The organism is Pseudomonas sp. 11/12A (assembly GCF_000800055.1).
In the GTDB taxonomy this organism is placed as follows: Bacteria; Pseudomonadota; Gammaproteobacteria; order Pseudomonadales; family Pseudomonadaceae; genus Aquipseudomonas; species Aquipseudomonas mohnii.
Window position 1 is genome coordinate 1,610,807 of the sequence record NZ_JUGV01000001.1, and the last position, 22,976, is coordinate 1,633,782.

Genomic DNA, 22,976 nt, shown 5'->3' on the forward strand with positions numbered 1-22,976 from the left:
CAGCGAGAAAAACGCCGGCGTTTTTGCAAACCATGGGAAGGTTTGCTCGTGCTGGATGTGTGGCAATCCGAGAAAGTTAGGTTTGCTCACCATGCAGGAGTTGCGAGCTGATCCTCCGGCTCAAGAGTGATATAAAAACCCCGCCATCAAGCGGGGTTTTTTGTGCCTGCGATTTCCCCAAATCCTCGGAACCGCTGATTGCCCAATTCAGCGAGGGCCTCATTCGTGACTCGACATCACATTGCCCGCTCGTAACGGGCACTTTTATTCGAGGCTCACGCAGCCTCCACCGAGACGGTAAGACGCTTGCCCAGAGCCGCCAATGCAGTCTCAAGGGCTTCCAGTTTGGTGCCGTGCATGAAATCGACCAGCCGATCCCCTTGGCTCTGACTGACGCTCAGCAGGCGGCACAGATCGGCCTTGCGCAGACCTTTTTCCATCATGGTGTTCCACAGTTCGATCTTCGCCACCGTGAGCGCGGAAAGGCGCACGACGTGTTGGCCTTCTGCTGGTGCAGGGGCGCGCGGGATAGCCCGACGCTGATCGACGTAGATCGACAGCGCAGCAGGCATCAAAACACCAGCCTCGGCCAGGGCTTCGGCCAGGTCATCACCAGCGGCGTTGAACTCCGGGATGGTGTCGCAGGTAAGCGCGACCCCTGGAGTGTCTTCGGTGTGCACTGTTACTGGGTAGTCAAACATTTCTGGCCCTCCCTCGGGCGACCTTCTGAGTGATGTTTGTGAGGCGAGGTGATGAATCTCGCGAAACGGTGTAGGGGCTCACTTGAGCCCCAGTTGTTTGATGATTCCTCTCCGGGTTCCTTCTTTCATTTCTTTTGCACCGTGATCCGGAAAGATCGTCTGTTTGCCTTCGTAGTAGATTTTGAAGTGGCTCGTTCCGTTGAGCGATTCGAACCTAACTCCTCTGGCCTTTAACCACCGTTTGAATTCGCTGTACTTCATCACCTCGCCTCGTTGTTGTGTGAGTTCAGTATACAGCAAATTTGGTATTCGTACAGCAAATTTGCTGTATTTGTTGAATTGAGCCTCGGCGGCTGCCGGGGCCTTCTTATCTCCGGCTCCCATGCCTGCCTCCTTGCTTCGAGCGGATGGCATCGCATAGGAAGCTGGACCTATTCCTTCGCCTAGAAACCCGAGGCGCGTATGAGAACACTACCTATGTCCGAGCCCGGCCCATTGACCGCCGCTGGCGGGATTGCGTTGTACAAACTGGGGGCCTTTGGCTTCGTTGCGGTATTGGCTGCCGTTGTCGTTATGGCAATGACGCTGCCCAAGACAGTGCGCGAGTTCGTCGTCGCCATGATCAGCACCACCGTATCCAGCATCTGCGGCGGCGCGTTCGTCGTGCGTTGGCTGGGGATTGGTGACTGGGCAAATGACGACGTAGGCCTGATCGCCATCGGCGGGCTGATCTTCGTGTGTGGCCTGCCAGCCTGGGTGTTGGTGCGCGCCTGGTTTAAGTGGGCCGAGAAGCGCCGGGATAAGGATCTAGGTGAGATCGCTCAGGACCTGGCTGAGATTCGCCGGAACCTGAATGGGGCGAACCAGTAATCCGCGACACGTTTCGCGAATCAGCAAATTGTGTCGCGATATGGGAGTAGGGCATGAGCGATCAATCAGGCGAACACATCCATTGCTGGGATGACGGTCGCGGGCAGCGAGAAGTATTCATTGATGGCGTCAAAGAGCGTTGTGTCATCTGGTGCGATACGAAGGCCGGAATTGCAGTAGTTGCCGACTACCCGCTCAAGTCCACCGACGGCGAGACTGTCGACTTCCATCCCGTTTGGGGTGAGGTCGTAGTGGTTCCCAAGCATGCGCGGGCTCCTTCGCGGCTCCCCTTACCGAATGGCAGTCTTCCAGTATTCACCTGTTAAGGATTTCACATGACAACGAAGCAACCCGACTGGGAGGCGATCGAACGAGCCTACCGGGCTGGGTCGCTTTCTATCAGAACGATCGCAGAGCGCCAAGGCGTGAGCGACACCGCAATCAGGAAGAAGGCAAAAGCCCTTGGATGGGCGAGAGACCTTTCTGACCAGGTGCGAAAAGAGGTTCGCAGCAAGCTGGTTCGCGGAGAGGTTCGCAACGACCAAGGCGCGAACTGCGAACTTGACGCCGAGATCATCGAAGAGGCGGCAGAGGAAGGCGCCCGGGTGGTTCGCAGCCATCGCCGCGATATTCGCAAGGCGACGATCCTCGCGAACCTGCTGATGGATGATCTGCTGACCACCATTCAGCGCCGCGAAGAGATCGAAGACGCCATCGAGGTTGAAACCTCCGAAGACAACAACGGAATGCGCCGGGCCTCGATGCTCGCGGCAGTCGCGTTACCCAGCAATTCCAAAACACTGTTCCAGCTTTCCTCTGCGATGAAGAACCTGCAGGTTCTGGAGCGTCAGGCATTTGGCCTGGACGAGAAGGAGAAGACGGACGACGCCGACGAACTCTCGAAACTAATGGATGAACTATCGAAGGAAGCCTGACATGAAGCCCGAGCACTTGAAGCTGCTCAGGGATCGGTTCTGGCGCCTGAACAATCTCTACGGGATCACCGACAAGAACGGTAAGAAAGTCCGCTTCCGCATGACGCAGGAGCAGATCGACTACTTCCAGGGCATGCACACCAGAAACATCATCCTCAAGGCGCGGCAGCTGGGGTTCACGACTCTGGTCTGCATCGTCCAGCTGGATGCTGCGCTGTTCGAGGCTGCCAAGTGCGCACTGATCGCCCACACCCTGACGGACGCCAAGCGCCTGTTTCGGGAGAAAATCAAGTACGCCTATGACAACCTGCCGGCTGAGATCAAGGCGGCCAACCCGGCGCGCAATGACGCGGCGGGGGAGCTGGTCTTCAGCAAGGGCGGCTCGCTCTACGTCAGTACGTCCTTCCGGGGCGGCACGCTGCGCTATCTCCACGTTTCCGAGTTCGGAAAGATCTGCGCCAAGTATCCACACAAGGCGCGGGAGATCGTCACTGGTGCCTTCGAGGCGGTGGCAGCAGATTGCTTTGTCACCATCGAATCGACGGCAGAGGGCCGGGCCGGCTACTTCTTCGACTACTCGCAGAGCGCCGAGAAGCAGCAACTGTCCGGTGCTCCGCTGGGCCTGCTCGACTGGAAATTCTTCTTCTTCAGCTGGTGGCGTAACCCGCTGTACTGGCTGGACCCGGCGACGGCGGTTATCCCGCAGCGCCTGACGGACTATTTCAACGACCTGGAGGCCAAGCACGGCATCCAGACGAACCCCGGGCAGCGCGCCTGGTACACCGCCAAGGAAAAGACCCTCGGCGAAGACATGAAGCGCGAGTATCCGTCGATCCCTGTCGAGGCCTTCCAGCAATCGGTAGAGGGCGCCTACTACGCGCAGCAGTTCACTCGACTGTATGCAGAGGGCCGGATCGGCAAGATCCCGGACAACTCGCACCTGCCTGTCATGACCTTCTGGGATATCGGCGTCGGCGACTCCACGGCCATCTGGTTCGTGCGTCAGGTCGGCACCGAATACCACGTCATCGATTACTACGAGAACAGCGGCGAAGGCCTGCGGCACTACATGAAGGTGCTCAAGGACAAGGGTTACACCTATTCCGAACACTGGGGGCCGCACGACATCGAGAACCGCGAGTTCGGCAGTGACGCAAAGAGTCGGAAGGACATCGCCAAAGAAGGCTATGTGATCGATGGAGAGCGGTACTCGATCCGGTTCCAGGTCGTGCCCAAGACGGGCGTTGACACCGGCATCGAGGCGGCTCGGGAGATCCTGCCGCGCTGCGTGTTCGACGAATCAAAGTGCGAAGAAGGCATCACCCACCTTGAGAGCTACCGCAAGGAATGGGACGACAAGCGCGGCTGCTGGAAAGACAAGCCGCTGCACGACAAGACATCCCACGGCTCTGACGGCTTCCGCTACTTCGCGGTCGCCATGACCAAGCGCAAGCCTGTACCAACCTCCACCCAATCCCTGAGAATCTGACCATGAGTGATGACCCAAGCGCCACGCTTCCGGCGGTGGACCGCATGCGTGCCTACTGGGACATTGTTGCGCCGCTGATGGGCGGAACATCTGCCATGCGCGCAGTTGGCAAAGTTCTGCTGCCGCAATACCCCGCAGAGCAAGATGACACTTACAAAGAGCGCCTGGCTCTGTCCACGCTGCTGCCGGTATATGCCGAGACAGTCAGCAACATGACGTCGCGAGTGTTCGCCGAGCCCCTGCAGTTGGGTGAGGATGTTCCTGATGACATCAAGGCCCTGTGTGGCGACATTGACCTGGCCGGCAACGATCTCAACTCATGGTCGGTCGAACTGTTCCGCAATGGGTTGAGCCACGGACTGTGTCACGCGCTCATCGATTACCAGCCGACCCAAGATGCAGAGGGGAACCCTCTCTACAAGACGCGGGCTGAAGAGATCAAGGCGGGCGTGCGGCCCTATGCGGTCATTGTGAAGCCTGATCAGGTGCTGGGCTGGCGAATCACTGCAGGCAAACTGACCCAGTTTCGCTACATGGAGTCCGTCGAGGTGCAGGATGGTGAGTTTGGCACCACCAACGTTCAGCAGATTCGCGTGCTGGAGCCTGGCTCTTGGCGAACCTATCGCAAACCTGACAAAGGCGGGGCGTGGGAGCTGCATGAGCGAGGCGCGACCAGCCTCTCGTACATTCCGTTGGTGACCTTCTACACAGGCCGCACCGGCGCGCTCACAGCTAAGCCCTCATTGCTTGAGCTGGCCTACCTCAACGTCAAGCACTGGCAGTCGCAGAGCGATCAGGACAACCTCCTGCATGTCGCCCGGGTGCCGCTGCTGTTCGTGTTCACAGATGACGATCAATTCAAGCTGGTCATCAGCTCCGGCAGCGCAACCCGCATGCCGAAAGATGGGGACGCCAAGTACGTCGAGCACACCGGCGCTGCAATCGAGGCCGGCCGCCAATCACTGCAAGACTTGATTGATGAGATGCGCATGGCGGGGGCAAAGCTGCTGCAGCGCGACAAGCAGCAGGTGAAAACGGCAGCCCAGGCCAACGAAGAGGCTGCTCAGGAGTTGTCGCCTCTGGCGCGCATGGCTGGCCAGTTCGCCGACTGCCTCGCTCAGCTACTCCAGGTTCTTGCCGACTATCGTGGCCTGCCTGATGGCGGGCATGTCGAGATGCGCGGCAACTTCGATAGCGACTTTGCTCCCGAGGTCAGTCTTCCATCCCTGATCAGCATGGCAACGGCCGGGAAGATCAGCGACGAAACTCTCTACTCCGAAATGCAGCGCCGCGGCGTTATCAGCGACGAGTTGGATTGGGCGGTGGAGAAAGACCGCATTGAGATGCAAGGCCCCGCGCTGAGTACGCTGTAATGGGCGCCAATGAGCGGTTGCGCGATGCGATGCTCGGTCACGCCATCGACCTGACGCATTACAGCAACGCCCAGGCGAGGGCGATCATCACGATCCTCAACGGCCGGGATGCCGAACTAAAGTCGCGCCTGATTGACGCAATGGAGAATGTCGGCACGGTCTTGACGGTCGAGGCGATGAATCAGGTGCTGTCGGCTGTATTGCAGGTGAATGCGACAGCCTTCCTTGAGGTCAATGAGGCGCTGAATCGCAACCTTGATGACTTGCTTGTCTACGAGCTGAGCTTTCAGCAGGCCTTGGTCGAATCCGTTCTTCCGCGTGCGGTGCAGGTTCAGTTTCCAGTGGTGAGCGTTGCTTTCAGTGCAGCCAAGGCGATTGTTCAAGCCAGGCCCTTTCAGGGGCGACTGCTCAAAGAATGGATGACTGGCATTGAGGCTGATCGAGCCGCACGCATCCGCGATGCAATCCGCTCAGGCGTGGTTGAGGGGCGTACGACCAGCGATATCGTCAAGCAGATCGTCGGACGTAAAAGCGAGAACTTCGAAGACGGGTTGCTGCAGCGCTCCCGGCGCGACGTCGAAACGATTGTGCGCACTGCTATTGGCCACACCGCTGAAACGGCAAGTGATGCGGCCTACGAAGCAAACAGCGACATCATCAGTCATGTGCAGTGGCTCAGCACCTTGGATAACAAGACCTCCAGTACCTGTCGCATTCGCGACCAGTTGCCGTACACGCTCAAGACCTACAAGCCGATCGGCCACAAGATCCCCTGGCTGGCGGGGCCGGGGCGCATTCACATGTGCTGTCGCTCAACCAAGTTCCCGGTGCTCAAGAGTGCTGCGGCGCTCGGCTTCGACGATGGCGCAACCCGAGCCAGCATGGACGGCCAGGTGCCAGCGAGCACGACCTACGCCGAGTGGCTCAGCAAGCAGTCGGCGGGGCGACAGGAACAGATCCTTGGGGTGACGCGGGCGCAGATGATGCGCGATGGCGGCCTGAAGTTGGACGCCTTCTATAACGACAAGGGCAAGCTACTCACCCTGGATGAGCTGAAGAGCAGAGATGCCAAAGCGTTCGAAGCGGCAGGCCTGACCAAATTTAAGCAGCCGACCGGGGAGTTCACGGTCTACGACCGAGGCTATCCGGTTTCCAAGCCGGACAGATCTACCCCGGCGCGCGCAAAGGCGGTTGAGATCGAGTCGAGCATTCGCACCGACAAACTGGAGACCGGAGCGTTCATTGATCGAAACGGCAATGTGCGTCTGCAGCGACGCGGGGAGGCTGACCGGGTCGGATTCCCGATCAGCGAGTTCCCGCGTCTCAAGGACGCCACATTCACGCACAATCATCCTGGCAATGGCACGTTTTCTCGCGATGATGTCAGGCTCGCGTCTGAGATTGGTCTTGCAGAGCTTCGCGCCGTCGGGCCGACGCTTCGCTACACCATGAGCGCTGAACAGGGATGGCCGAGCAGTGATATGCTCGACAAACTGACCATCGACGTACAGAAGTCCGCTATGGATAGGGTCGCTGGCATGGTCAACCGAGGTGAGCTTGAACTAAAGTTTGCCCAAGCTGAGTCTGAACACCAGTTTTGGACGATCCTGAGCGCCCAAACCGGTCTAAAATACACCCGAGAACGTTCATGACAACGAAAACGACTGAAGAGCTGGTCGAAGAGATGCGCAGAGAGCGAGAAGAGCAGCGCGTCCAGGGGGTTGCGTACTTTGACGGTAGTCCGGCTTGGGCGGAATTCTGCAAGCAGATGGGTGATGCTGTTCGAGGCGGCGCCCTCAAAGACGATTTCGACGAAGAATGACAGACAAGCCAAAGTTCCACGTCATCACCGGCACGCCCGCTCCTGATTCTCCGAAAGAGCGGGCGATGAAGCGCATGCGCGAGATGCCAAGGCCTGCCGAGATGATTCGCTGTCATCGCTGCGGCGGGGCTGAAGTTATTCAGACGAAGATCGGCATGATGTACAAGGACGGCAAAGCCACTGGTGGAACACGCCAGATCCTCTGCGCTCTCTGCTTCATGAAAGGTGAGAGAGTCGTCCTGAGCAAGTAACACCACAACACACAGAAGCCCGCCGAGTGCGGGTTTTTTATTACCCAAAATTCAAGCCCTGGCATCCGCCGGGGCTTTTTTATGCCCGCTGTTCGGATGGACGGGGCGCACTGAGCCGGATGGCTCGCAGGAGACAAGATGAAGCTCAAGACTGTTGAAGTGGACGGCAAGCAATACGCTGAGATTCAGGACGGCAAGCCGGTGTATGTCGAGGACGGCGGCCAGGAGATCGCGTTTGACGCGGTCGGTACTCGCTCCACCATCACCCGGCTGAATGCCGAGGCCAAGAGCCACCGCGAACGCGCCGAGACTGCCGAGAAGACCGTAAAAGCCTTTGAAGGCATCGACGACCCGGCAGCGGCCAAAAAAGCCTTGGAAACGATGGCGAACCTCGATGCCAAGAAGCTGGTGGATGCCGGCGAGATCGAAAAGGTCAAAGGCGAGATCAGCAAGGCCTTCCAGACCCAGTTGGACGAAGCCAACGGCAAGGCGCAGACCTTCGAGCAGCAACTGTACGCCGAGAAGATCGGTGGCAGCTTCGCTCGCTCGAAGTACATCGCCGACAAGCTGGCAGTTCCGGCCGACATGGTCCAAGCCACCTTCGGGCAAAGCCTGAAGATCGAAGACGGCAAGGTCGTTGCCTATGACGCCCAAGGCCAGAAGATCTTCAGCCGCTCCCGCCCGGGCGAGTTGGCCGACTTCGACGAAGCGATTGAAACCCTTGTCTCGCAGTACCCCCACCGCGACCACATCCTGAAGGGCTCCGGCGCCAATGGCGGCGGCGCTCCGAACGGTGGTGGTGGCAATTCCGGCACCCCGAAAAAGCTCGCCGACTGCAAGACCGACGCCGAAAAAGTGGCCTGGGCTCAGTCGCAAGCGTAATCCATCACTGAGAGGGCTCTATGCCATTCGATCTTCAGGTATTCAACAAGCAAACCTACTCCGCCATGACCGAAGTTGTGGATCAGCAGGTGCAGCTGTTCAACGCGGCCTCGGGCGGCACCTTGGTACTGGCTGCAGGCCAGAATCAGGGCGACTTCTCGCTGGACGCTTCCTTCAAACAAATTGCCGGCCTGGTTCGCCGTCGTAACGCCTACGGCTCTGGCGCCGTGACTGCCAAGCGCCTGGAGCACCTGCTGAATGTGTCGGTGAAAGTCGCCGCCGGTACGCCGCCGATTGAGTTCGAAAAGCAGCAGTACACCTGGATCCTCCAGAACCCTGAACTGGCGGCAATCAAGATCGGCGAGCAGCTGGCCATCGCTCAGGTGCAAGACCAGCTTAACGCCGGTATCCGCGCCCTGGTGGCGGCAACGTCGGGCAACGCGGCGGTGGTGCACGATGGCACGGCGGCGGCTCCAACGTTCCGTGTCCTGAACAAGGGTTCCGCGCTGTTTGGCGATCGCGCCGGCTCACTTCGCGCCTGGTTGCTGCACTCCACCGTGCTGCATTCGCTGTACGACAACGCGCTGACAAACGCCGAACAGCTGTTCAGCTTTGGCACCGTCAATGTGATGCGCGATGCCTTCGGTCGCTTGTTTGTGGTGACTGACTCCGACGCGCTGATCAACCCGGGTGCGAGTCCGACCTACAACACCCTGGGCCTGGTCGAGGGGGCGGGCATCGTGCAACCCAATGGCGATTTCCACGCCATTCTGCAGGACACCGCAGGTGGCGAGAACATCAAGACCACCTACCAGGCCGAGTGGACCTACAACGTAGGCCTGAAGGGCTATGCGTGGGACATCGCAGCCGGCGGCAAATCGCCGACCGACGTCGCGCTGGGCACTTCGACCAACTGGGACAAGGTGGCCACCTCCAACAAGGACACCGCCGGCGTTCTCGTCAAAACCAAGTAACCCTGAAGGGCGCCGGGTTCGCTCGGCGCTGGTGAGGAATTCATGATCAAGCAAAAGATTCTGTGGTTTATCCCTGGGGTTGCCACGGCCGAACAGAAGGCTGCGGCCCAGGCCAATGGCCTGACCATTCGTAACCCGTTGGCATATAGCGACGGTGCCGGCCTGGAAGAATGCGACGGTGTCACCGGCATGGCGCCGAAGGCATATGCCGAGAAGTTCGGCGTGACCGACGAGCCTGAAGGTTGTTCGTGGCAGGGCGCCGCTCTGCGTGAAGATGGTCCGACTGTGGCCGAGTTCGTAGCTGCGGGCTACCCGGCAGCGAACTACCCGCCAGAAGGCTACGTCTCGCGCAGCACCGCTCAAGAAATTGCCGACGCGATTGCCGAGCAAGATGCTGACAACAACGCAGACGGCAAGATGCCCATCGCCAAGCTGCGCGAAGTCCTGACCGTAAAAGGTATCGAGTTCGACCCGAAAGCGAAGAAACCGGACCTGCAGGCATTGGTGGATCAAGCCGAAGTCGCTGAAAAGGTCGCCGAGCTGAAGGTTGCGCTGACCGAAAAAGGCATCTCCTTCAATGACGACGCAACCCTGGACGAGCTGAAAGCGCTCCTGCCGGCGGAGTAACCCATGCTGATCATCGAAGACGGTTCCATTGTTCCCGGCGCCGACTCGTTTGTCAGCGCTGCGGACTTTGCGGTCTATGCCGCCAATTACGGCGTGGAGGTGCCAGATGCTGAACCTGCTCAAGAAGCTTTGCTACGCCGTGCCGCTGTTCAGCTTGATGGTCTTCGCTGGGCGGGCGGCCCAGTGTCTGGTGATCAGGCTCTTTCATGGCCTCGATCGGGCGTGGTGCGCAATGGTTTCGCGGTCAAGCTCGATGCGATTCCCGCCCAGGTCAAGCAAGCGCAGATGGCTCTGGCGGCTGAGCTTCATGCCGAGGATGTAGCGGCGGCCAAGGTCGTGAAGGGAGCCATCACCAAGGAGGCGGTGGACGGTGCTGTAACTCGCGAGTACGCGGCGCCGGTCGTGAAGACTTCCGTGTCTGCGCGGCCGTGTGTTGCCTTGCTGACCGGTTTCCTTGGAAGCTCAAGCCAGATTGCACTGATCCGGGGGTAGGCCATGGAGTTCTATGACGAAATGGCTCAAATGACCCTGGACATGATGGCGGAGTTCGGCCGGCCACTGACGCTTAGGCGGACTATCGCGGGCAAGTACGACACCGCAGTCGGGAAGAACCGCCCGGGCGTCGTAGAGGAGCAGGTGATTACGACGATCGTACGCCCAGCGAGCCAGGGTACCGTTCAGGCGTTCGATCAGAAGCTCCAAGAGGGCACGCTAATCGAATCGAACATTCGAGCTATCAAGATTGCGGCGAAAGGCATGCCGTGGCCGCCAGCGCCAGGCCATGTCGTGATTCTTGATGGTGAAGAATGGAAGGTGATTGGTGTAACGCCTGTGTCACCCGCAGGCATTGATCTGCTTTATTCCGCCTCGGTGATGCGATGAACAAGTATTCAGGACTGAGCGGCGGATTCTCGATCCAGCTGCAAGCCATTGTCGACCAAACGAAAAAAGATCTCGATCTCACCCTGCGCGAGATTGTGATCAAGGTCGGCGAAACACTGATCAAGCTTTCCCCTGTGGGCAACCCTGAGCTATGGGCGGAAAACGCGGTGGCTGCGCAGTACAACGAGGAAGTCGCCAATCACAACGCCGCGCTGCGCGATAACGCGGACAACCTCACCAAGGCCGGCAGACTTCGAAAGGGGCTGAAGGTCGATGACTCGATGGACGTCAAAGGCGCTGCCGGCTACGTCGGCGGGCGTTTCCGGGGTAATTGGCAGTTCACCATCGGAAGTCCGGCGAGCGGCACGGTCGAAGCGATTGATCCGAATGGCGCTGAAACACTCGGCAAGATCATTGCCGGGGCGGGAAGCCTGGAGGCTGGCGACGTTGCCTACATCGTCAACAACCTACCGTATGCAGTTCCACTCGAGCACGGCCACTCAACGCAAGCGCCGGCCGGGATGGTTCGCATCACCACAGAGCGGTTTCAGTCCATCGTCAGCGAGATCATTGCTCGTAGGAAGACCTAATGTCCCACGCCATAATCAAGCGCGCCTTTGAGGCAGCAGTGGAGATCTACGCCAGCGGAAAGGGGATACCTGTCGCCTATCCAGGCATAGCTTTTGATCCGCCCGCTGGCATGTACCTCGCCTGCCATGCCCTCCCGGCGTTGACGGACAGTCTCGCGCTCGGCGGTGATCACCGCCTGTACTCCGGGGCATTTCAAATCAACATCGTTTTCCCGGCAGGCGACGGCACCGGGGACGGCGACGAAGTTGCTCAAGAGTTGGCCAATCACTTCCCGCTCAATGCCACGTTTGGCGATGTCGGCGTGCAGGTGATGACGCCTGTGAGCGTTGTCGCGCCAATCATCAGCGGCGGCCTGATCAGCATCCCCGCGTCATTCAGCTACCGGCTCGACACCAACTGACCCAGTTGCCGCAACACCACAGCCCGCCTTGAGCGGGTTTTTTATTGCCCGTTCGGGCGAAACTCAGCGTCGGTCCATGCGGCCGCAAAGGAACTACCATAGCTTTCTCGATCCCTGACGGCACCACCATTCACCTGGGCACCACCTTCGGCACCCCGGTATCGATCACCGCGATCAGCAACGCCACAACCGCCGTTGCAACCGCAGCCGGTCACAGCCTGTCGGCTGGCGACATCATCACCGTAAAGAGCGGCTGGCAGCGTATCAACGAGCGCGTATTTCGCGTAGCCAATCCGCTGGCCAGCACCTTCGAGCTGGAAGGCCTGGACACCAGCGACACCACCGCATTCCCTGCTGGCACCTCGGCTGGCAGCGCAACCAAAGTGCTGACCTTTACCCAGATCACCCAGGTGATCGGCATCAGCACCTCGGGCGGCGATCAGCAGTACGCCACCGTGTCGCCGCTGGAAGCAGACTTCGAGATCCAGATCCCGACCATGTACTCGGCGCAGAGCCTGTCCATGGAGATCGGCGATGACCCATCTTTGGTCGGTTATCAGGCCCTGAAAAAGGCTGCTGATGCCCGCGCCATTCGCCCTCTGATGATGGTGAACAAGAACGGCTCGAAGATTTACTACTACGGCTATGTGTCGTTGAACGAGACGCCGACCAAGAACAAGGGCCAGGTCGACACCGTTAACTCGTCCTTCTCCCTGCTGTCCCGTCCAACCCGTTACGCCTCTTAAATAGCGGCAAAGGTGGGGGAGACGTTCCCCCGCCTTATTTTCTGACCCCATAAGGAGCCACACATGGCCAAGTTCAGCCTCGCAGTAAAGCCAACCTTCAAAGCAAAGATCCAGATGCCAGTGCACGGCGGCGAATCCGTCGAATTGGAATTCGAATTCAAGCACCGCACCCGTGATCAGCTCGCGGCGTGGAGCAAGACCATGACCAAGATGACCGACCTGGAAATGCTCGAAGACATCCTGGTCGGTTGGAACATCGAAGACCCATTCAACCGCGAATCGCTGGAGCTGCTGATCCAGAACTTCTACGGTGCGCCGATGGTTCTGCTGGTCGCCTATCACGATGAGCTGAAGCAGGCTCGCCAAAAAAACTGATCGCCTCGGCTCGCGCTCTGTATCAGGGCGCGGCGGCCGAGGATGAAATGGCGGCCTTCGGATTCAGCGCTGAAGACTTCGAAGTCGAGATTGCCGTGTGGCCGGACTGCTGGGCGTCCTTTGAGTGTTTTGCAGCGATGCAGACGCAGTGGAGAACCGGCATGGCTGGGGCTACCGGCCTCGACTACGTGGCGCTTGAGCCTGTAATGCGACTACAGGGCATCCCCAAGGCTGAGCGAATCCACACCTTCGAAGATATCCGCACCATGGAAATGGCGGCGCTTGAGGTAATGCAAGTCAAACGTGAGAGATAGGCGCGTTTTGGAGGTGTCTCGCGATAGTGGTAGATTGCCGGCACTTAATCGAGGATGTCGCCATGAAGGGAATTGTTGCGCTGTGTCTGGTTGCTGCTCTTGTGGGTTGTTCTGCAAAGCAGGTGCGGCCAGAAGTTTCTGGTAACACGCTTTATCGGACCCCAATTGATGGGGCGACTGCTCAATTGGTGCTGCCTGACAGCTTTCAGCGCAAAGTGATCATTCAGAAGCCGGCATATGGTCGGGCGTGGAGCATATTCGACTTTGAGATTCATGTTGGCGAGCCGGCAAGTAAGTCGCTTGTATCTGATATGAGATCAAGGGTTCCCATGGCCAGGATCGGGAATACTGACGACGGCAAGCCATCAACGATTCGACTCTCTCCAAATGACATCGCTATCGAGTTTGGTGTTGATGATGCGCGCGCAGTCTCATTGTCAGGCCTGAGCATCTTCGGCCTGGGGGCCGACATCGTTGTTGGAGCAAAAGCAACAGTAAAGGCTGATCTGTCGGTCAAAGGAAAACCTTCACGACAGGTTGAGGTAATAGGCGTCGGGACTCTGCCAATGGCCTATGCATCACTGCGCGAATCGGATGTCGACAAGGCAATCGGCCTAGCGCTTGATGACGCCGCGAAAAAGCTCGGCGATATGGCCGAGGCTCAGGCCAGGGCAGAGTAAATCTGACCGGGCATACAAGAGCAAAAGACACCACCGAACCCGCTTAGGCGGGTTTTTTATTGCCTCAAAGCCGGCTATGTGCCGGTTTTTTATTGCCCGGAGATTCACATGACCTCGATTGCCGAGATTGGTATTCGCGTCGATTCATCCGAAGCCGTTCAGGCTACCGACAATCTCGACAAGATGACGGACGCCGGCAAGCGCAGCGAGGACAGCGTTAAGCGCACCGGTAAGGCCTGGGAACAAGCCATTGGTGGTATGGCGACCAATACGCAACAGATCGTCAAGGAGTTGCAGAACCTCAACGCCAAGCAGGACGCGACCGCGCAGATGATGGCGAAGATCGGTAGCTCGATCTCGTCGGCGTCAAGTTCGTTCCAGTCGGCTGCTGCATCGATGGGGAGCTATCGCGCGCAGAATGATGCGCTGGTCGTTTCGCAAGGCAAGGCGGCCCAAAGTACCGAGAAGGCATCGAAGGCCGCAAAGCAGCACGCTGACGACCTTTCTGCTCTGCTAGGTAAGATTGATCCTACTGTCGCGGCGCTCGGTCGCCTCGATGACATGGAAAAGAGCCTGTCCGGCTACAAAGCTAAGGGCATGCTGGATGGCGATTCATTCAACGAATACAAGGCAAAGATCGATCAGGCGCGTGCCGGCCTTACTACGTTTGACACCTCGCTGAACAAAACCGGCATGAGCGCTAAGGCAACAGCCGCCGCACTTCGCGGTGTGCCTGCTCAGTTCACGGACATTTTCACCAGTCTGCAAGGCGGCCAGGCGCCGATGACTGTCCTCATCCAGCAGGGTGGGCAGCTCAAGGATATGTTTGGTGGTATCGGTCCGGCAGCCAAAGCCATGGGCGGCTACGTCGCCGGCCTGGTTAACCCATTCACGCTGGCTGCTGCTGCCGCTGTCGGCCTCGGGGTCGCCTATTACAAGGGCGCCGAGGAATCCACCCGGTTTAAAACGGCTCTGATCCTTACCGGAAATGCGGCCGGAACTTCGGCCGATAGCCTGGCGTCGATGGCCAGCAAGGTCAGCGAAACAGTCGGCACCACTGGCGCAGCGGCTGACGCACTGGCTCAGCTGGCCGGCAGCGGCAAGATCGCGAGCGGAAGCTTTGAAGAGGTCGCCACAGCAGCGCTCTCGATGGAGAAGGCCGCCGGCAAGGCTGTCGCCGATACCATCGCCGAGTTCGTCAAAATCGGCAAAGACCCGGTATCCGCAGCCAAGGAGCTGAACGACCAATACGGCTTCCTAACGGCTTCCGTTTACGCGCAGATCGTCTCCCTCAAGGAGCAGGGTCGCGAACAGGAAGCGGTCAAGCTGCTGACTGATACCTATGCCGATACTGTGCAAGGCCGGTCAAAGCAGGTAGTTGAAAACCTAGGCCTGTGGGAAAGGGCGTGGAATGGCGTTAAAAGCGCTGCAAGCGAAGCGTTGGACGGCATAAAAAGCGTTGGTCGTGACGTAACCCTTGTCGATCAGCTTGCCGATGCCGAGTCTCGACTTGCCCAGCTTACGGCGAACGGCCGCGATGCCGCCAAAGAAGACCCGTTCCGATACGCCGAAACGACCAAGGAGATCACACGCCTCAAGCTTGCCCTTCAAGCCAGCGCAATGGATCAGGCAACTGCTGGCCTCCGCGGGCAGAATCAGAAAGACGCAATTGCCGGTATCGATCTGATCAGCAAGGAGGCTGATGGGGCAGCAAGCAACGTCGATAAGCTGAATAAGCGCCTTGAAAAGCTGGGCGAAGCGCGCACCAAGAACATTGCTAACAACTCTTGGGGCGATGACGAGCAAGCCAAGTATGAGAAGGCTACTTCAGCACTGAAAAAACAGATCGCCGACGACCAGAAAAAGGCCACCAAAACGTCAGCATCTGCCGTCGATCTGTCGGGATTCAACGATGCTCAGAACAAGCTGAAGCTGATCACCAGCGAGTATGACAACGCCCAGCAGAAACTGAACGCTGCGCAGAAAAGCGGGCTTCTCTCGCAAAAGGATTACAGCGAGCAGAGCGCAGCCCTGGTCGAACAAGAGAAAGGACGCATCACTGCGGCCTATCAGGCTGAAATTGATGCGCTCGAAGCGGCCAAGGGGAAAAAAAGCACTTCGGCTGAGCAGCGTATAGCGCTTGACCAGAAGATCGCCGACGCGCGCACCAACATGGTCAAGGCTCAGCAGGATGCTGATACCCAGCTCAATGTCCTGTCGACAAATGAAGAGGGCCGACTCAATAAGCAGGCCGCTGCCGTACAGACCTACATCGACGCACTGGATGACCAGCTTGCAACGACCAAGAAACAATTGGCCTTGTCGGTTTCCGGTGTTGGCATGGGCGACGAGGCGCGCAAGCGCCTGCAAGAAGACATCAAAATCCAGCAGGAATATCAGGACAAGCTCGACAAGCTGCTGGCGCAGAAGAACAAAAACCAGATAGATGAAGGCGTTTACCAGCAGGAAACAGCAGCAGTCCGCGAGGCTCTTTCTCAGCGCCTGGCAATGCAGAAGGAGTACTACGGCGCTGTAGAGGCCGAGCAAACCAACTGGCTAAACGGCGCCTCGTCGGCCTACGCGACCTATTTGGAGCAGGTCAAGGACGTAGCGGGGCAGACGAAATCAGCATTCACCAGCGCATTCAAAAGCCTGGAAGACGTACTGGTCAGCTTTGCGACAACCGGGAAAGCATCCTTTAAGGACTTTGCCGACTCGATCATCGCCGACTTCGCCAGGATTGCGATCAAGTCGAAGGTGATGCCTGCCATTCTCGGGGCTGTCGGGCTTTCTGGTTCCGACCAGGCCGCAGGTGGCGGATCTGGATCTGGATCAGGTGCAAATGGAATGCTCGGCCTGGCCAGTGGAGCCACGAAGCTATACAGCTTTGCAAGCTCAGGACTTGGAAGCGCAGTTTCTTCCGGCTGGAGTGCTGGTAATGGTGTTGTTGGCGGGATCGAGGGTGCATTTAAGGCGGGATCTACCTATGTCAGCGACAGCATAACCAGTGCATTCGCCAATACTTCGGTAGGACTATCATCTCAAGCATCGGCAAGCCTGGCCGCTGGATCGTCTCAGGCTGGTTACGCGAGCATAGGCGCTGGCTCTGAAGCCGCGGCAAGCATGGCAGCCGGAGCATCGCAGGCAGGGTATGGAGCAAGCGCTGGAGCAAGCGCAGGCACTAGCGCAGCGGCCGCTGGATTAACTGCTACTGGAGCTGTCACATACGGCATCGGCGGCGCCATTTCTGGATATTTACAGGCCGGCGTCAAGGGTGCAGTTGCTGGTGCTGGCGGAGCAGTTGCTGGCGCATATGCAGGCGCCGCAATTGGCAGTGTAGTACCAGTCATAGGTACGGCGATCGGCGCTGCAATTGGCGCCGTCATCGGCGGAACTATCGGTGGATCAATATTCGGCGGCGACTGGCAGACCAAGGATCAAGGTCTATCTCTTGGCGTTGAAGGTGGCGACTTTGCTGGCCAGAAGTATGAGTACCAGAAGAAAAAGGGCGGCCTCTTCGGCAAGAACAAGAAACGCACCCGGCTTTCTGCGCTCGATCCTGAGATGCAGGCAGCGCTCGACAACACCTACGACGCCACCGAGAACTCCGTCCTAACCCTGTTTGATCGTCTCAACGTCAAGCTAAACGACGGCGTGCTCGACGGGCTGAATGTCGCCTCCACTCAGATCAGCACCAAGGACAAGACGGCTGAGCAGATACAGGAAGAGATTGCCAAGTGGTTTGGCGGCGTCGCTGACTCGATGGTTACAGCTGTCGACTCGGCGGTTGGCTCAGGACTTGGCGGCCGCACTTTCGAAGGGCTGACCACCTTCGTCAACAACCTTTACAGCGTCAACGATGTACTGGAAAACCTGAACGTCGATCTGTACGACTTCAGTGTGAGCGGCGGCCTTCTGGCTGAGCGTCTTTCGGCGATGGCTGGCGGCCTTGAGTCGTTGACCAAGAACGCAGGCACCTACTACGAAAACTTCTTCAGCGACACCGAGAAGGCGGACGACACGCTCGCCGCAGTAGGCAAGCAGTTTGCGGCGCTCGGCCTGGCGCTTCCTGATACGCGCGATGCGTACCGCGGCGTCATTGAAGCGCTGGACATGACGACAACTGCCGGTCAGCAGATGTTTGTCACGATGACAGGTTTGGCCGGCAATGCCTCACAGGCTTATACGATCCTTGAGCAGCGTGCTACACAGGCTGCTCAAGCAATCGCTGATGCTCTGATGGGGGCGGTTACTGGATCAAACGGAGCCCTGCAGCGAGCTATTGCAGCCGAGCAGAAGAACGTGACCGCGGCCTATAACGCCCGGGTCACATCACTCAACGACATGGCCAGCACGGCAAGCAAGAACGTCAGCGACCTGACCGGTGTCAGCAATAGCCTGGGCTCTGCGCTGAAGCAACTGCGCGGCGACTCAGACGAGACGGTTAAGGCGCTGCGCAACCAGGCTCAGGCCACACTGCAAAGTGCTTTGAGCAAGGCGCGGGCAGGCGGGTCTCTCGCGGAATTTGCTGGGCTGAGCGATGCGCTCGACACCCTCGGAAGCAACAACACCGACCTGTATCGCTCGATGGAAGACTTCCAGCGGGACCAGGGTCGGACTGCCAACGAGGTCGCCGAACTCAACAAGCTGAACGGCAAGCAACTGACCACTGCCGAGCAGACGGTCAAGACCTTGGATGACCAGCTTGAGCAGGCCAAAGCTTCTTATGAGGCGCAAATGGCTCAGTTCGACTCGCAGCTCGCCTTCGCCCAGGCGCAGATGGATGCGCTCAATGGCATTGATAACTCGGTCAAGAGCGTGGCAGACGCCATCAGCGCAATGAACCAGTCGGTTATCGCGGCGCTGAGCGTCACGGGCGGGAAGGGAACCACAAACACCCCAACCAATAACGGCGCCTACATCGACACCATCTACAAGGAGTTACTGGGGCGCAAGGACGGTGCCGACGCTGCCGGCAAGGATTATTGGCTTGGCGAGCTTGCGAATGGGCATATCGGCCTTGATCAGCTCACCCAGGCAATCGCCAACGCAGCAAGGGAGAACAAAGAGAAGGTCAAGGCCGGCTATGCAACTGGCGGGCTGATCTCTGGCCCTGGAACCGGCACCAGCGACAGCATCGTCGCTCGCCTTTCCAATGGTGAATACGTGCTGACGGCTGATGCTGTTCGCACCTATGGCACCGATCTACTGGACAAGATGAACGCCGGAAACCTGCCAAAGTTTGCCAGTGGTGGGCCCGTTGTCAGGAACTACAGCGCAAGCCAAACAGCAGCAATGCTCAGTGGCCCCGGCGACTCTGCCGAGACCATCGCCGAGCTGCGCCAGTTGCGCGCCGATATCCATAACGATCTGGCATTCCTCACCAAGCACATGGAGAAGACGGCCTACAACACGACGCAGATTAATGAGTCCGGCGTGCAGGTCGTCAACACAGTTAAAACGGAGGCCGCATGAGCGTTATGAAGGTCGTTCCACCGGTCGAGATAGCGCCGACGATGCTCGCCAGCAACGTGCCGGAGACGGATAACCCGCTGTGGCTGATCGGCACGCTGTACAAGGTCGGCGACAAGGCAATGCTCAACCATCGCAACTATGAGGCCTTAGTTGAGCACACCGGAAAGAATCCCGAGACCGACACCAGCAGCCCGCCGGTCTGGCTTGATCTCGGGCCAACCAACCGCTGGAAGATGTTCAACAAGCGCGCCGGCAACACCTGGACCATCGGCACATTCACGTCGAACCCCGAAAGCATTGACCTGACAGTGAGGCCAGGAAAGCGGATCAACTCCATCGGACTGGTAGGGGTTCGCGCTGCATCAGTTCAGATTCAGATGATTGTGGGTGGATCGGTGGTTTACGACCAAACCTTCAGCATGTCCCTCAAGGCTGGTGGCAGTTGGTATCGGTACTACTTCGGGGCATTCAAGACGAAGGACAACGTCGCACGCTTCGACCTTCCCCCTTTCAACAACGCCGATATTCGGGTGGTTGCCCTCGCGCCAGGGGGCACAGCCAGGATCGGCATGATGGTTATCGGCATGGCCACAATCATCGGTGTCGCCGTGCACGACACCAGCATCGCCATCGACAGCTTTTCCAGCGTCAAGGAGGACGATTTCGGGAACGTCACGATCATTCCGCGCGGTAAAAGGCGGTCGGTCGACTTCGACATTGTCTTGGCATCTGACCAGGTCTCCAGCGTCCTGCGCACCCTCGAGCCGCTCAGCGACACTGTCGCGCTGTACGTGGGCAGCGAAGGCCTTGATTACACAATTATCGCTGGTCGCTTCGAGCGCCTGGCCATGGGGCTCCCGACCTACGGGCGAGCCGCTTATTCCCTTGAGACAAGGAGCCTCATCTAATGTCAGTTCCGGTTATTGATCTGCTTCCCGATCCACCTTTGCCAACTGATCCAGAGTCTGTATTTGACACAAAGTCTGGCGCATCACTTGTCGCTCAACAGGCCATGATTCCGCAGATCAATGCGTCGTTCGCTTGGGTGGCAACCCAAGTAGCCATGGTTGATGGCTACCGGGTCGCCGCTTCCGGCTCGGCAGATGCTGCTGCGAGCTCGGCCTACGCTGCCAACGGCTTCAAAAATGCCGCAGCCGCGCAAGTCGGGCTTGCGGCTGACCAGGTTGGGCTGGCCGCGAATCAGGTAACGCTGGCAGTTAACGCCAAGAACTCGGCCGAGGCGGCTGCTGCTGCCGCTGGGTCAGCGGCTGGACTTCCATCGCTGGCTGGCAATGCCTACAAAGTGCTTCGCGTAACAGCTAATGGTTTGGCTGTCGAATGGGGCTTGGGGCTGCCATCTGTGACAGGCGTTGCAGTTGGTAAAACATTGGTCGTTGGCGCTGGTAATACAGTCAGCTGGGTAGAAAAGTACAACATTGGCGATACGCTAATGAGTTCTGCCAACCCGGGCGCACTTTGGCTACCCGCAGACGGTTCAATTCGTGCACAGTCTTCTTATCCGGCATTGTTTGCGGCGCTCGGAATATTGGGAAGTGATGTTGGTCAGGCATGGTCAAACATTTCTACCGGTTCCGCTGTTGCGTCTTCACGGGTTGCGTCTGATGAACTAGGAACAGTTATTATTTTAAATAGTGACGGTTCTGTTTCAAGAAGTACCGACTACGGGGCGACTTTCACACTACAACCGACAACAAGGGGTAATACTGCTGGTTTAGGAACCGATGGCGCCGGCACATGGATTATTGTAACGGCGGCCATTGCAGGGACTGCTTATAGAAGTACCGATAACGGTTTGACTTGGAACGCTATAACGCTACCGTCAACATCGGCTAATGGTTGGCAAAAGGTTGTTTACGCGGGTAATAATATTTGGCTTGCGATTGCTTCTAATACTGCAAACGCAAACATTGCACGTAGCGTAAACGGTGGTGCATCTTGGGCAGGTGTTGCGCACGGCTTGGGTTCGGTGACAATTGCAGAAATCGGAGCAGATAAAAATACAGGTGTATGCCTGTTCGCATCAGGAACAACAATTCGTAGAAGTACCGACTACGGGGCGACTTGGGCAACAACTCTAACAACAGCGGCCGCAATTGCAGCAATGGCAAATGATGGCGCTGGCACATGGCTAATGTCAGGCGTAAATGGTTCAACAAATACATACATTAGTAAAAATAACGCTTTCGGTTTTACACTTGTTTCTGGCATGGCCGCGTTTGGCGTAGTGTCCATAACATACGCAAATCTAACATTCTTCTTGCAAATAACGTCTAACCTTTCATATGTTTACGCAGATTCTGTATTTTCTCAGGTGGCCGGGCTTGCCAGTGGTACAACTACCGGAGCACATGCCGGTAACGGAATTTTGATAGCTGGTGGATTTACTGGGCAAATTGCAAGGTCACTCCCGTACAGTTATGACACAGCCACACAATTTAAACTTCCTCGCCCTAGTAATCCGGTTGGGCTAAAAACATACATAAAGGCATTGGCAGCATGATTACACTCTATCGCTGGTCTAGTGTTTCAAATATTTATGCTGGTAGTGTCGAAGTTGACGAGGCCGGCGCACTTCCTGAGCGTTGCACGCCAACCGAACCACCAAAACTCACAGGCGATGAGGTAGCGCGCTGGACCGGTAGCGGCTGGGAGAAGTTGGCGGTCGCCCCAGAACCCGAACCGCCTCCAGCGCCAGACTGGCCCGCGCTGATTGCTGCCCGCCGCTACACCGCTGAAACGGCCGGCACCACCGTCGAAGGCATGCCCATCGACACCGGCCGCGACAGCCAGGGCCTGATCACCGGTGCCGCTCTGGCCGCTATGTTGGACCCGGCCTATTCGGTCCGCTGGAAGACAGTGGCCGGCTTCGTCGATCTGACATCCCAGCAGATCATCGGCGTGGCCTCGGCGGTGCGCGCCTTTGTGCAGGCCAGCTTTGACCGCGAGGCTGTGCTACTCGGTGCAGTGGCCGACAGCTCGATCACCGCCGAGATGCTGGAAGAGGGGTGGCCAGCATGAGCCGATTTGTCACCACGCTGAAAACCGACCAGACCGACCGCCGCACCTACAAGCTGCTCGATGACCTGGTGCTGGCCGATGAGGATCAACGCACGATCGTTGTGCCAGCAGGCTTCATCACCGACTTCGCCAGCATCCAGGTGCTGCACAACGTTTTCCTTTTTGTGCTGTTTGCTTTGGTGTCCGGTTACGGCAACTACGCCGCGACCGTGCACGACTGGCTTTATTTTGGCGGCCAGGTTAGCCGAAAGGAAGCGGACGCCATTCTGTACCGGGCATTGCGCGCGGAAGGCGTGGCTCGATGGCGGGCCTGGCTGTTTTGGGCCGGCGTCCGAATAGGCGGCGCCAAGCACTACACCAAGACCCCGACCCGTTCGGGGTTTTCTTCGTCTGGAGATTGAAAAGACGAAGCCCCGAGGTTGGCCCTTCGGGGCTTCTATTTTCTCCTGTATCCCTTAATGCACGGAGAACGTGGGCGGGATGATATCAACGCCGCCGCGATGAATCACCACAGCTATCGACTACAAATTTCGGCTATTCAGCCCGCCAA

26 protein-coding genes are annotated in these 22,976 nt (G+C 58.1%); 23 read left to right on the forward strand and 3 right to left on the reverse strand.

The window, feature by feature from the left end; genetic code table 11:
* Positions 1–275: 275 nt before the first annotated feature.
* Entirely contained in the window at positions 276–701 is a 426-nt protein-coding gene (locus GQ39_RS07480; RefSeq protein WP_047528617.1) for a type II toxin-antitoxin system HicB family antitoxin, read from the reverse strand.
* A gap of 78 nt (positions 702–779) precedes the next feature.
* Positions 780–1,085, reverse strand: a complete 306-nt coding sequence (locus tag GQ39_RS33715; protein ID WP_442961637.1) for a type II toxin-antitoxin system HicA family toxin — start codon at positions 1,083–1,085, stop codon at positions 780–782.
* A gap of 78 nt (positions 1,086–1,163) precedes the next feature.
* Here GQ39_RS33715 and GQ39_RS07490 point away from each other — a divergent pair, with 78 nt between their 5' ends.
* The gene (locus GQ39_RS07490) at positions 1,164–1,571 is read left to right on the forward strand and encodes a hypothetical protein (RefSeq protein WP_177329322.1); all 408 of its coding nucleotides are present in this window, start codon (positions 1,164–1,166) and stop codon (positions 1,569–1,571) included.
* A 65-nt stretch (positions 1,572–1,636) separates the two neighbouring features.
* Here the strand turns inward: GQ39_RS07490 and GQ39_RS07495 are convergent, their stop codons facing one another.
* The gene (locus GQ39_RS07495) at positions 1,637–1,837 is read right to left on the reverse strand and encodes a hypothetical protein (protein ID WP_047528619.1); all 201 of its coding nucleotides are present in this window, start codon (positions 1,835–1,837) and stop codon (positions 1,637–1,639) included.
* Between the two features lie 69 nt (positions 1,838–1,906).
* On the opposite strand from GQ39_RS07495, the gene GQ39_RS07500 reads away from it, so the two are divergent.
* The 22 genes from GQ39_RS07500 to GQ39_RS07600 all read left to right on the forward strand — a co-directional run bounded on the left by GQ39_RS07500 (position 1,907) and on the right by GQ39_RS07600 (position 22,827).
* A complete protein-coding gene (locus tag GQ39_RS07500) occupies positions 1,907–2,506 on the forward strand; it encodes a hypothetical protein (RefSeq protein WP_047528620.1) in 600 nt (199 codons plus the stop codon).
* 1 nt (position 2,507) lies between these two features.
* Positions 2,508–3,995 carry a hypothetical protein gene (locus tag GQ39_RS07505; RefSeq protein WP_047528621.1) on the forward strand — a complete coding sequence of 496 codons (1,488 nt, stop codon included), beginning with the start codon at positions 2,508–2,510 and terminating at the stop codon, positions 3,993–3,995.
* Positions 3,996–3,997: 2 nt separating this feature from the next.
* Entirely contained in the window at positions 3,998–5,368 is a 1,371-nt protein-coding gene (locus tag GQ39_RS07510; RefSeq protein WP_047528622.1) for a DUF4055 domain-containing protein, read from the forward strand.
* The gene (locus GQ39_RS32985; protein WP_177329323.1) at positions 5,368–7,020 is read left to right on the forward strand and encodes a hypothetical protein; all 1,653 of its coding nucleotides are present in this window, start codon (positions 5,368–5,370) and stop codon (positions 7,018–7,020) included. Before GQ39_RS07510 ends, GQ39_RS32985 begins: the two co-directional genes overlap by 1 nt.
* A complete protein-coding gene (locus tag GQ39_RS32845; RefSeq protein WP_161793925.1) occupies positions 7,017–7,190 on the forward strand; it encodes a hypothetical protein in 174 nt (57 codons plus the stop codon). The genes GQ39_RS32985 and GQ39_RS32845 overlap by 4 nt, the downstream gene beginning before the upstream one ends.
* Positions 7,187–7,441 (forward strand): hypothetical protein, encoded by a 255-nt coding sequence (locus GQ39_RS07520; RefSeq protein WP_047528623.1) that lies wholly within the window; start codon positions 7,187–7,189, stop codon positions 7,439–7,441. Before GQ39_RS32845 ends, GQ39_RS07520 begins: the two co-directional genes overlap by 4 nt.
* A gap of 138 nt (positions 7,442–7,579) precedes the next feature.
* Positions 7,580–8,323 carry a DUF6651 domain-containing protein gene (locus tag GQ39_RS07525; protein WP_047528624.1) on the forward strand — a complete coding sequence of 248 codons (744 nt, stop codon included), beginning with the start codon at positions 7,580–7,582 and terminating at the stop codon, positions 8,321–8,323.
* A gap of 20 nt (positions 8,324–8,343) precedes the next feature.
* Positions 8,344–9,297: a major capsid protein gene (locus GQ39_RS07530; RefSeq protein WP_047528625.1), complete on the forward strand. Its 954-nt coding sequence runs from the start codon at positions 8,344–8,346 to the stop codon at positions 9,295–9,297.
* A 42-nt stretch (positions 9,298–9,339) separates the two neighbouring features.
* Positions 9,340–9,924, forward strand: coding sequence for a HeH/LEM domain-containing protein (locus tag GQ39_RS30930; RefSeq protein ID WP_052193495.1), 585 nt, complete (start codon positions 9,340–9,342; stop codon positions 9,922–9,924).
* Positions 9,925–9,927: 3 nt separating this feature from the next.
* Positions 9,928–10,416 (forward strand): DnaT-like ssDNA-binding protein, encoded by a 489-nt coding sequence (locus GQ39_RS07540; RefSeq protein ID WP_047528626.1) that lies wholly within the window; start codon positions 9,928–9,930, stop codon positions 10,414–10,416.
* A gap of 3 nt (positions 10,417–10,419) precedes the next feature.
* Positions 10,420–10,806, forward strand: coding sequence for a hypothetical protein (locus tag GQ39_RS07545; protein WP_047528627.1), 387 nt, complete (start codon positions 10,420–10,422; stop codon positions 10,804–10,806).
* Positions 10,803–11,396: a hypothetical protein gene (locus tag GQ39_RS07550; RefSeq protein WP_047528628.1), complete on the forward strand. Its 594-nt coding sequence runs from the start codon at positions 10,803–10,805 to the stop codon at positions 11,394–11,396. Before GQ39_RS07545 ends, GQ39_RS07550 begins: the two co-directional genes overlap by 4 nt.
* Entirely contained in the window at positions 11,396–11,797 is a 402-nt protein-coding gene (locus GQ39_RS07555; protein ID WP_047528629.1) for a phage tail terminator-like protein, read from the forward strand. The genes GQ39_RS07550 and GQ39_RS07555 overlap by 1 nt, the downstream gene beginning before the upstream one ends.
* Positions 11,798–11,841: 44 nt before the next feature.
* A complete protein-coding gene (locus tag GQ39_RS07560) occupies positions 11,842–12,543 on the forward strand; it encodes a phage tail protein (protein WP_236693082.1) in 702 nt (233 codons plus the stop codon).
* Between the two features lie 63 nt (positions 12,544–12,606).
* Positions 12,607–12,918, forward strand: a complete 312-nt coding sequence (locus GQ39_RS07565; RefSeq protein WP_047528630.1) for a phage tail assembly chaperone — start codon at positions 12,607–12,609, stop codon at positions 12,916–12,918.
* Positions 12,919–12,965: 47 nt separating this feature from the next.
* Complete coding sequence (locus tag GQ39_RS07570; RefSeq protein WP_047528631.1) at positions 12,966–13,232, forward strand: DUF1799 domain-containing protein; 267 nt, start codon at positions 12,966–12,968, stop codon at positions 13,230–13,232.
* Positions 13,233–13,294: 62 nt separating this feature from the next.
* Positions 13,295–13,912, forward strand: coding sequence for a hypothetical protein (locus GQ39_RS07575; RefSeq protein WP_047528632.1), 618 nt, complete (start codon positions 13,295–13,297; stop codon positions 13,910–13,912).
* A 108-nt stretch (positions 13,913–14,020) separates the two neighbouring features.
* Positions 14,021–19,387, forward strand: a complete 5,367-nt coding sequence (locus GQ39_RS30935) for a phage tail tape measure protein (protein WP_052193496.1) — start codon at positions 14,021–14,023, stop codon at positions 19,385–19,387.
* Positions 19,384–20,295 (forward strand): hypothetical protein, encoded by a 912-nt coding sequence (locus tag GQ39_RS07585; RefSeq protein WP_047528633.1) that lies wholly within the window; start codon positions 19,384–19,386, stop codon positions 20,293–20,295. The genes GQ39_RS30935 and GQ39_RS07585 overlap by 4 nt, the downstream gene beginning before the upstream one ends.
* Positions 20,295–21,908: a WD40/YVTN/BNR-like repeat-containing protein gene (locus tag GQ39_RS32250; RefSeq protein WP_152613970.1), complete on the forward strand. Its 1,614-nt coding sequence runs from the start codon at positions 20,295–20,297 to the stop codon at positions 21,906–21,908. Before GQ39_RS07585 ends, GQ39_RS32250 begins: the two co-directional genes overlap by 1 nt.
* On the forward strand, positions 21,905–22,426 hold the full coding sequence (locus GQ39_RS07595) for a DUF4376 domain-containing protein (protein WP_081997862.1): 522 nt from the start codon (positions 21,905–21,907) through the stop codon (positions 22,424–22,426). Before GQ39_RS32250 ends, GQ39_RS07595 begins: the two co-directional genes overlap by 4 nt.
* Positions 22,423–22,827, forward strand: coding sequence for a DUF1353 domain-containing protein (locus GQ39_RS07600; RefSeq protein WP_052193710.1), 405 nt, complete (start codon positions 22,423–22,425; stop codon positions 22,825–22,827). Before GQ39_RS07595 ends, GQ39_RS07600 begins: the two co-directional genes overlap by 4 nt.
* The last annotated feature ends 149 nt before the right edge of the window (positions 22,828–22,976 follow it).

What these genes read in the sequence shown, in the direction of transcription:
- GQ39_RS07480 (WP_047528617.1), bottom strand. Translation starts at nt 701, where the DNA reads ATGTTTGACTACCCAGTAACAGTGCACACCGAAGACACTCCAGGGGTC.
- GQ39_RS33715 (WP_442961637.1), bottom strand. Translation starts at nt 1,085, where the DNA reads ATGGGAGCCGGAGATAAGAAGGCCCCGGCAGCCGCCGAGGCTCAATTC.
- GQ39_RS07490 (WP_177329322.1), top strand. Translation starts at nt 1,164, where the DNA reads ATGAGAACACTACCTATGTCCGAGCCCGGCCCATTGACCGCCGCTGGC.
- GQ39_RS07495 (WP_047528619.1), bottom strand. Translation starts at nt 1,837, where the DNA reads ATGCTTGGGAACCACTACGACCTCACCCCAAACGGGATGGAAGTCGAC.
- GQ39_RS07500 (WP_047528620.1), top strand. Translation starts at nt 1,907, where the DNA reads ATGACAACGAAGCAACCCGACTGGGAGGCGATCGAACGAGCCTACCGG.
- GQ39_RS07505 (WP_047528621.1), top strand. Translation starts at nt 2,508, where the DNA reads ATGAAGCCCGAGCACTTGAAGCTGCTCAGGGATCGGTTCTGGCGCCTG.
- GQ39_RS07510 (WP_047528622.1), top strand. Translation starts at nt 3,998, where the DNA reads ATGAGTGATGACCCAAGCGCCACGCTTCCGGCGGTGGACCGCATGCGT.
- GQ39_RS32985 (WP_177329323.1), top strand. Translation starts at nt 5,368, where the DNA reads ATGGGCGCCAATGAGCGGTTGCGCGATGCGATGCTCGGTCACGCCATC.
- GQ39_RS32845 (WP_161793925.1), top strand. Translation starts at nt 7,017, where the DNA reads ATGACAACGAAAACGACTGAAGAGCTGGTCGAAGAGATGCGCAGAGAG.
- GQ39_RS07520 (WP_047528623.1), top strand. Translation starts at nt 7,187, where the DNA reads ATGACAGACAAGCCAAAGTTCCACGTCATCACCGGCACGCCCGCTCCT.
- GQ39_RS07525 (WP_047528624.1), top strand. Translation starts at nt 7,580, where the DNA reads ATGAAGCTCAAGACTGTTGAAGTGGACGGCAAGCAATACGCTGAGATT.
- GQ39_RS07530 (WP_047528625.1), top strand. Translation starts at nt 8,344, where the DNA reads ATGCCATTCGATCTTCAGGTATTCAACAAGCAAACCTACTCCGCCATG.
- GQ39_RS30930 (WP_052193495.1), top strand. Translation starts at nt 9,340, where the DNA reads ATGATCAAGCAAAAGATTCTGTGGTTTATCCCTGGGGTTGCCACGGCC.
- GQ39_RS07540 (WP_047528626.1), top strand. Translation starts at nt 9,928, where the DNA reads ATGCTGATCATCGAAGACGGTTCCATTGTTCCCGGCGCCGACTCGTTT.
- GQ39_RS07545 (WP_047528627.1), top strand. Translation starts at nt 10,420, where the DNA reads ATGGAGTTCTATGACGAAATGGCTCAAATGACCCTGGACATGATGGCG.
- GQ39_RS07550 (WP_047528628.1), top strand. Translation starts at nt 10,803, where the DNA reads ATGAACAAGTATTCAGGACTGAGCGGCGGATTCTCGATCCAGCTGCAA.
- GQ39_RS07555 (WP_047528629.1), top strand. Translation starts at nt 11,396, where the DNA reads ATGTCCCACGCCATAATCAAGCGCGCCTTTGAGGCAGCAGTGGAGATC.
- GQ39_RS07565 (WP_047528630.1), top strand. Translation starts at nt 12,607, where the DNA reads ATGGCCAAGTTCAGCCTCGCAGTAAAGCCAACCTTCAAAGCAAAGATC.
- GQ39_RS07570 (WP_047528631.1), top strand. Translation starts at nt 12,966, where the DNA reads ATGGCGGCCTTCGGATTCAGCGCTGAAGACTTCGAAGTCGAGATTGCC.
- GQ39_RS07575 (WP_047528632.1), top strand. Translation starts at nt 13,295, where the DNA reads ATGAAGGGAATTGTTGCGCTGTGTCTGGTTGCTGCTCTTGTGGGTTGT.
- GQ39_RS30935 (WP_052193496.1), top strand. Translation starts at nt 14,021, where the DNA reads ATGACCTCGATTGCCGAGATTGGTATTCGCGTCGATTCATCCGAAGCC.
- GQ39_RS07585 (WP_047528633.1), top strand. Translation starts at nt 19,384, where the DNA reads ATGAGCGTTATGAAGGTCGTTCCACCGGTCGAGATAGCGCCGACGATG.
- GQ39_RS32250 (WP_152613970.1), top strand. Translation starts at nt 20,295, where the DNA reads ATGTCAGTTCCGGTTATTGATCTGCTTCCCGATCCACCTTTGCCAACT.
- GQ39_RS07595 (WP_081997862.1), top strand. Translation starts at nt 21,905, where the DNA reads ATGATTACACTCTATCGCTGGTCTAGTGTTTCAAATATTTATGCTGGT.
- GQ39_RS07600 (WP_052193710.1), top strand. Translation starts at nt 22,423, where the DNA reads ATGAGCCGATTTGTCACCACGCTGAAAACCGACCAGACCGACCGCCGC.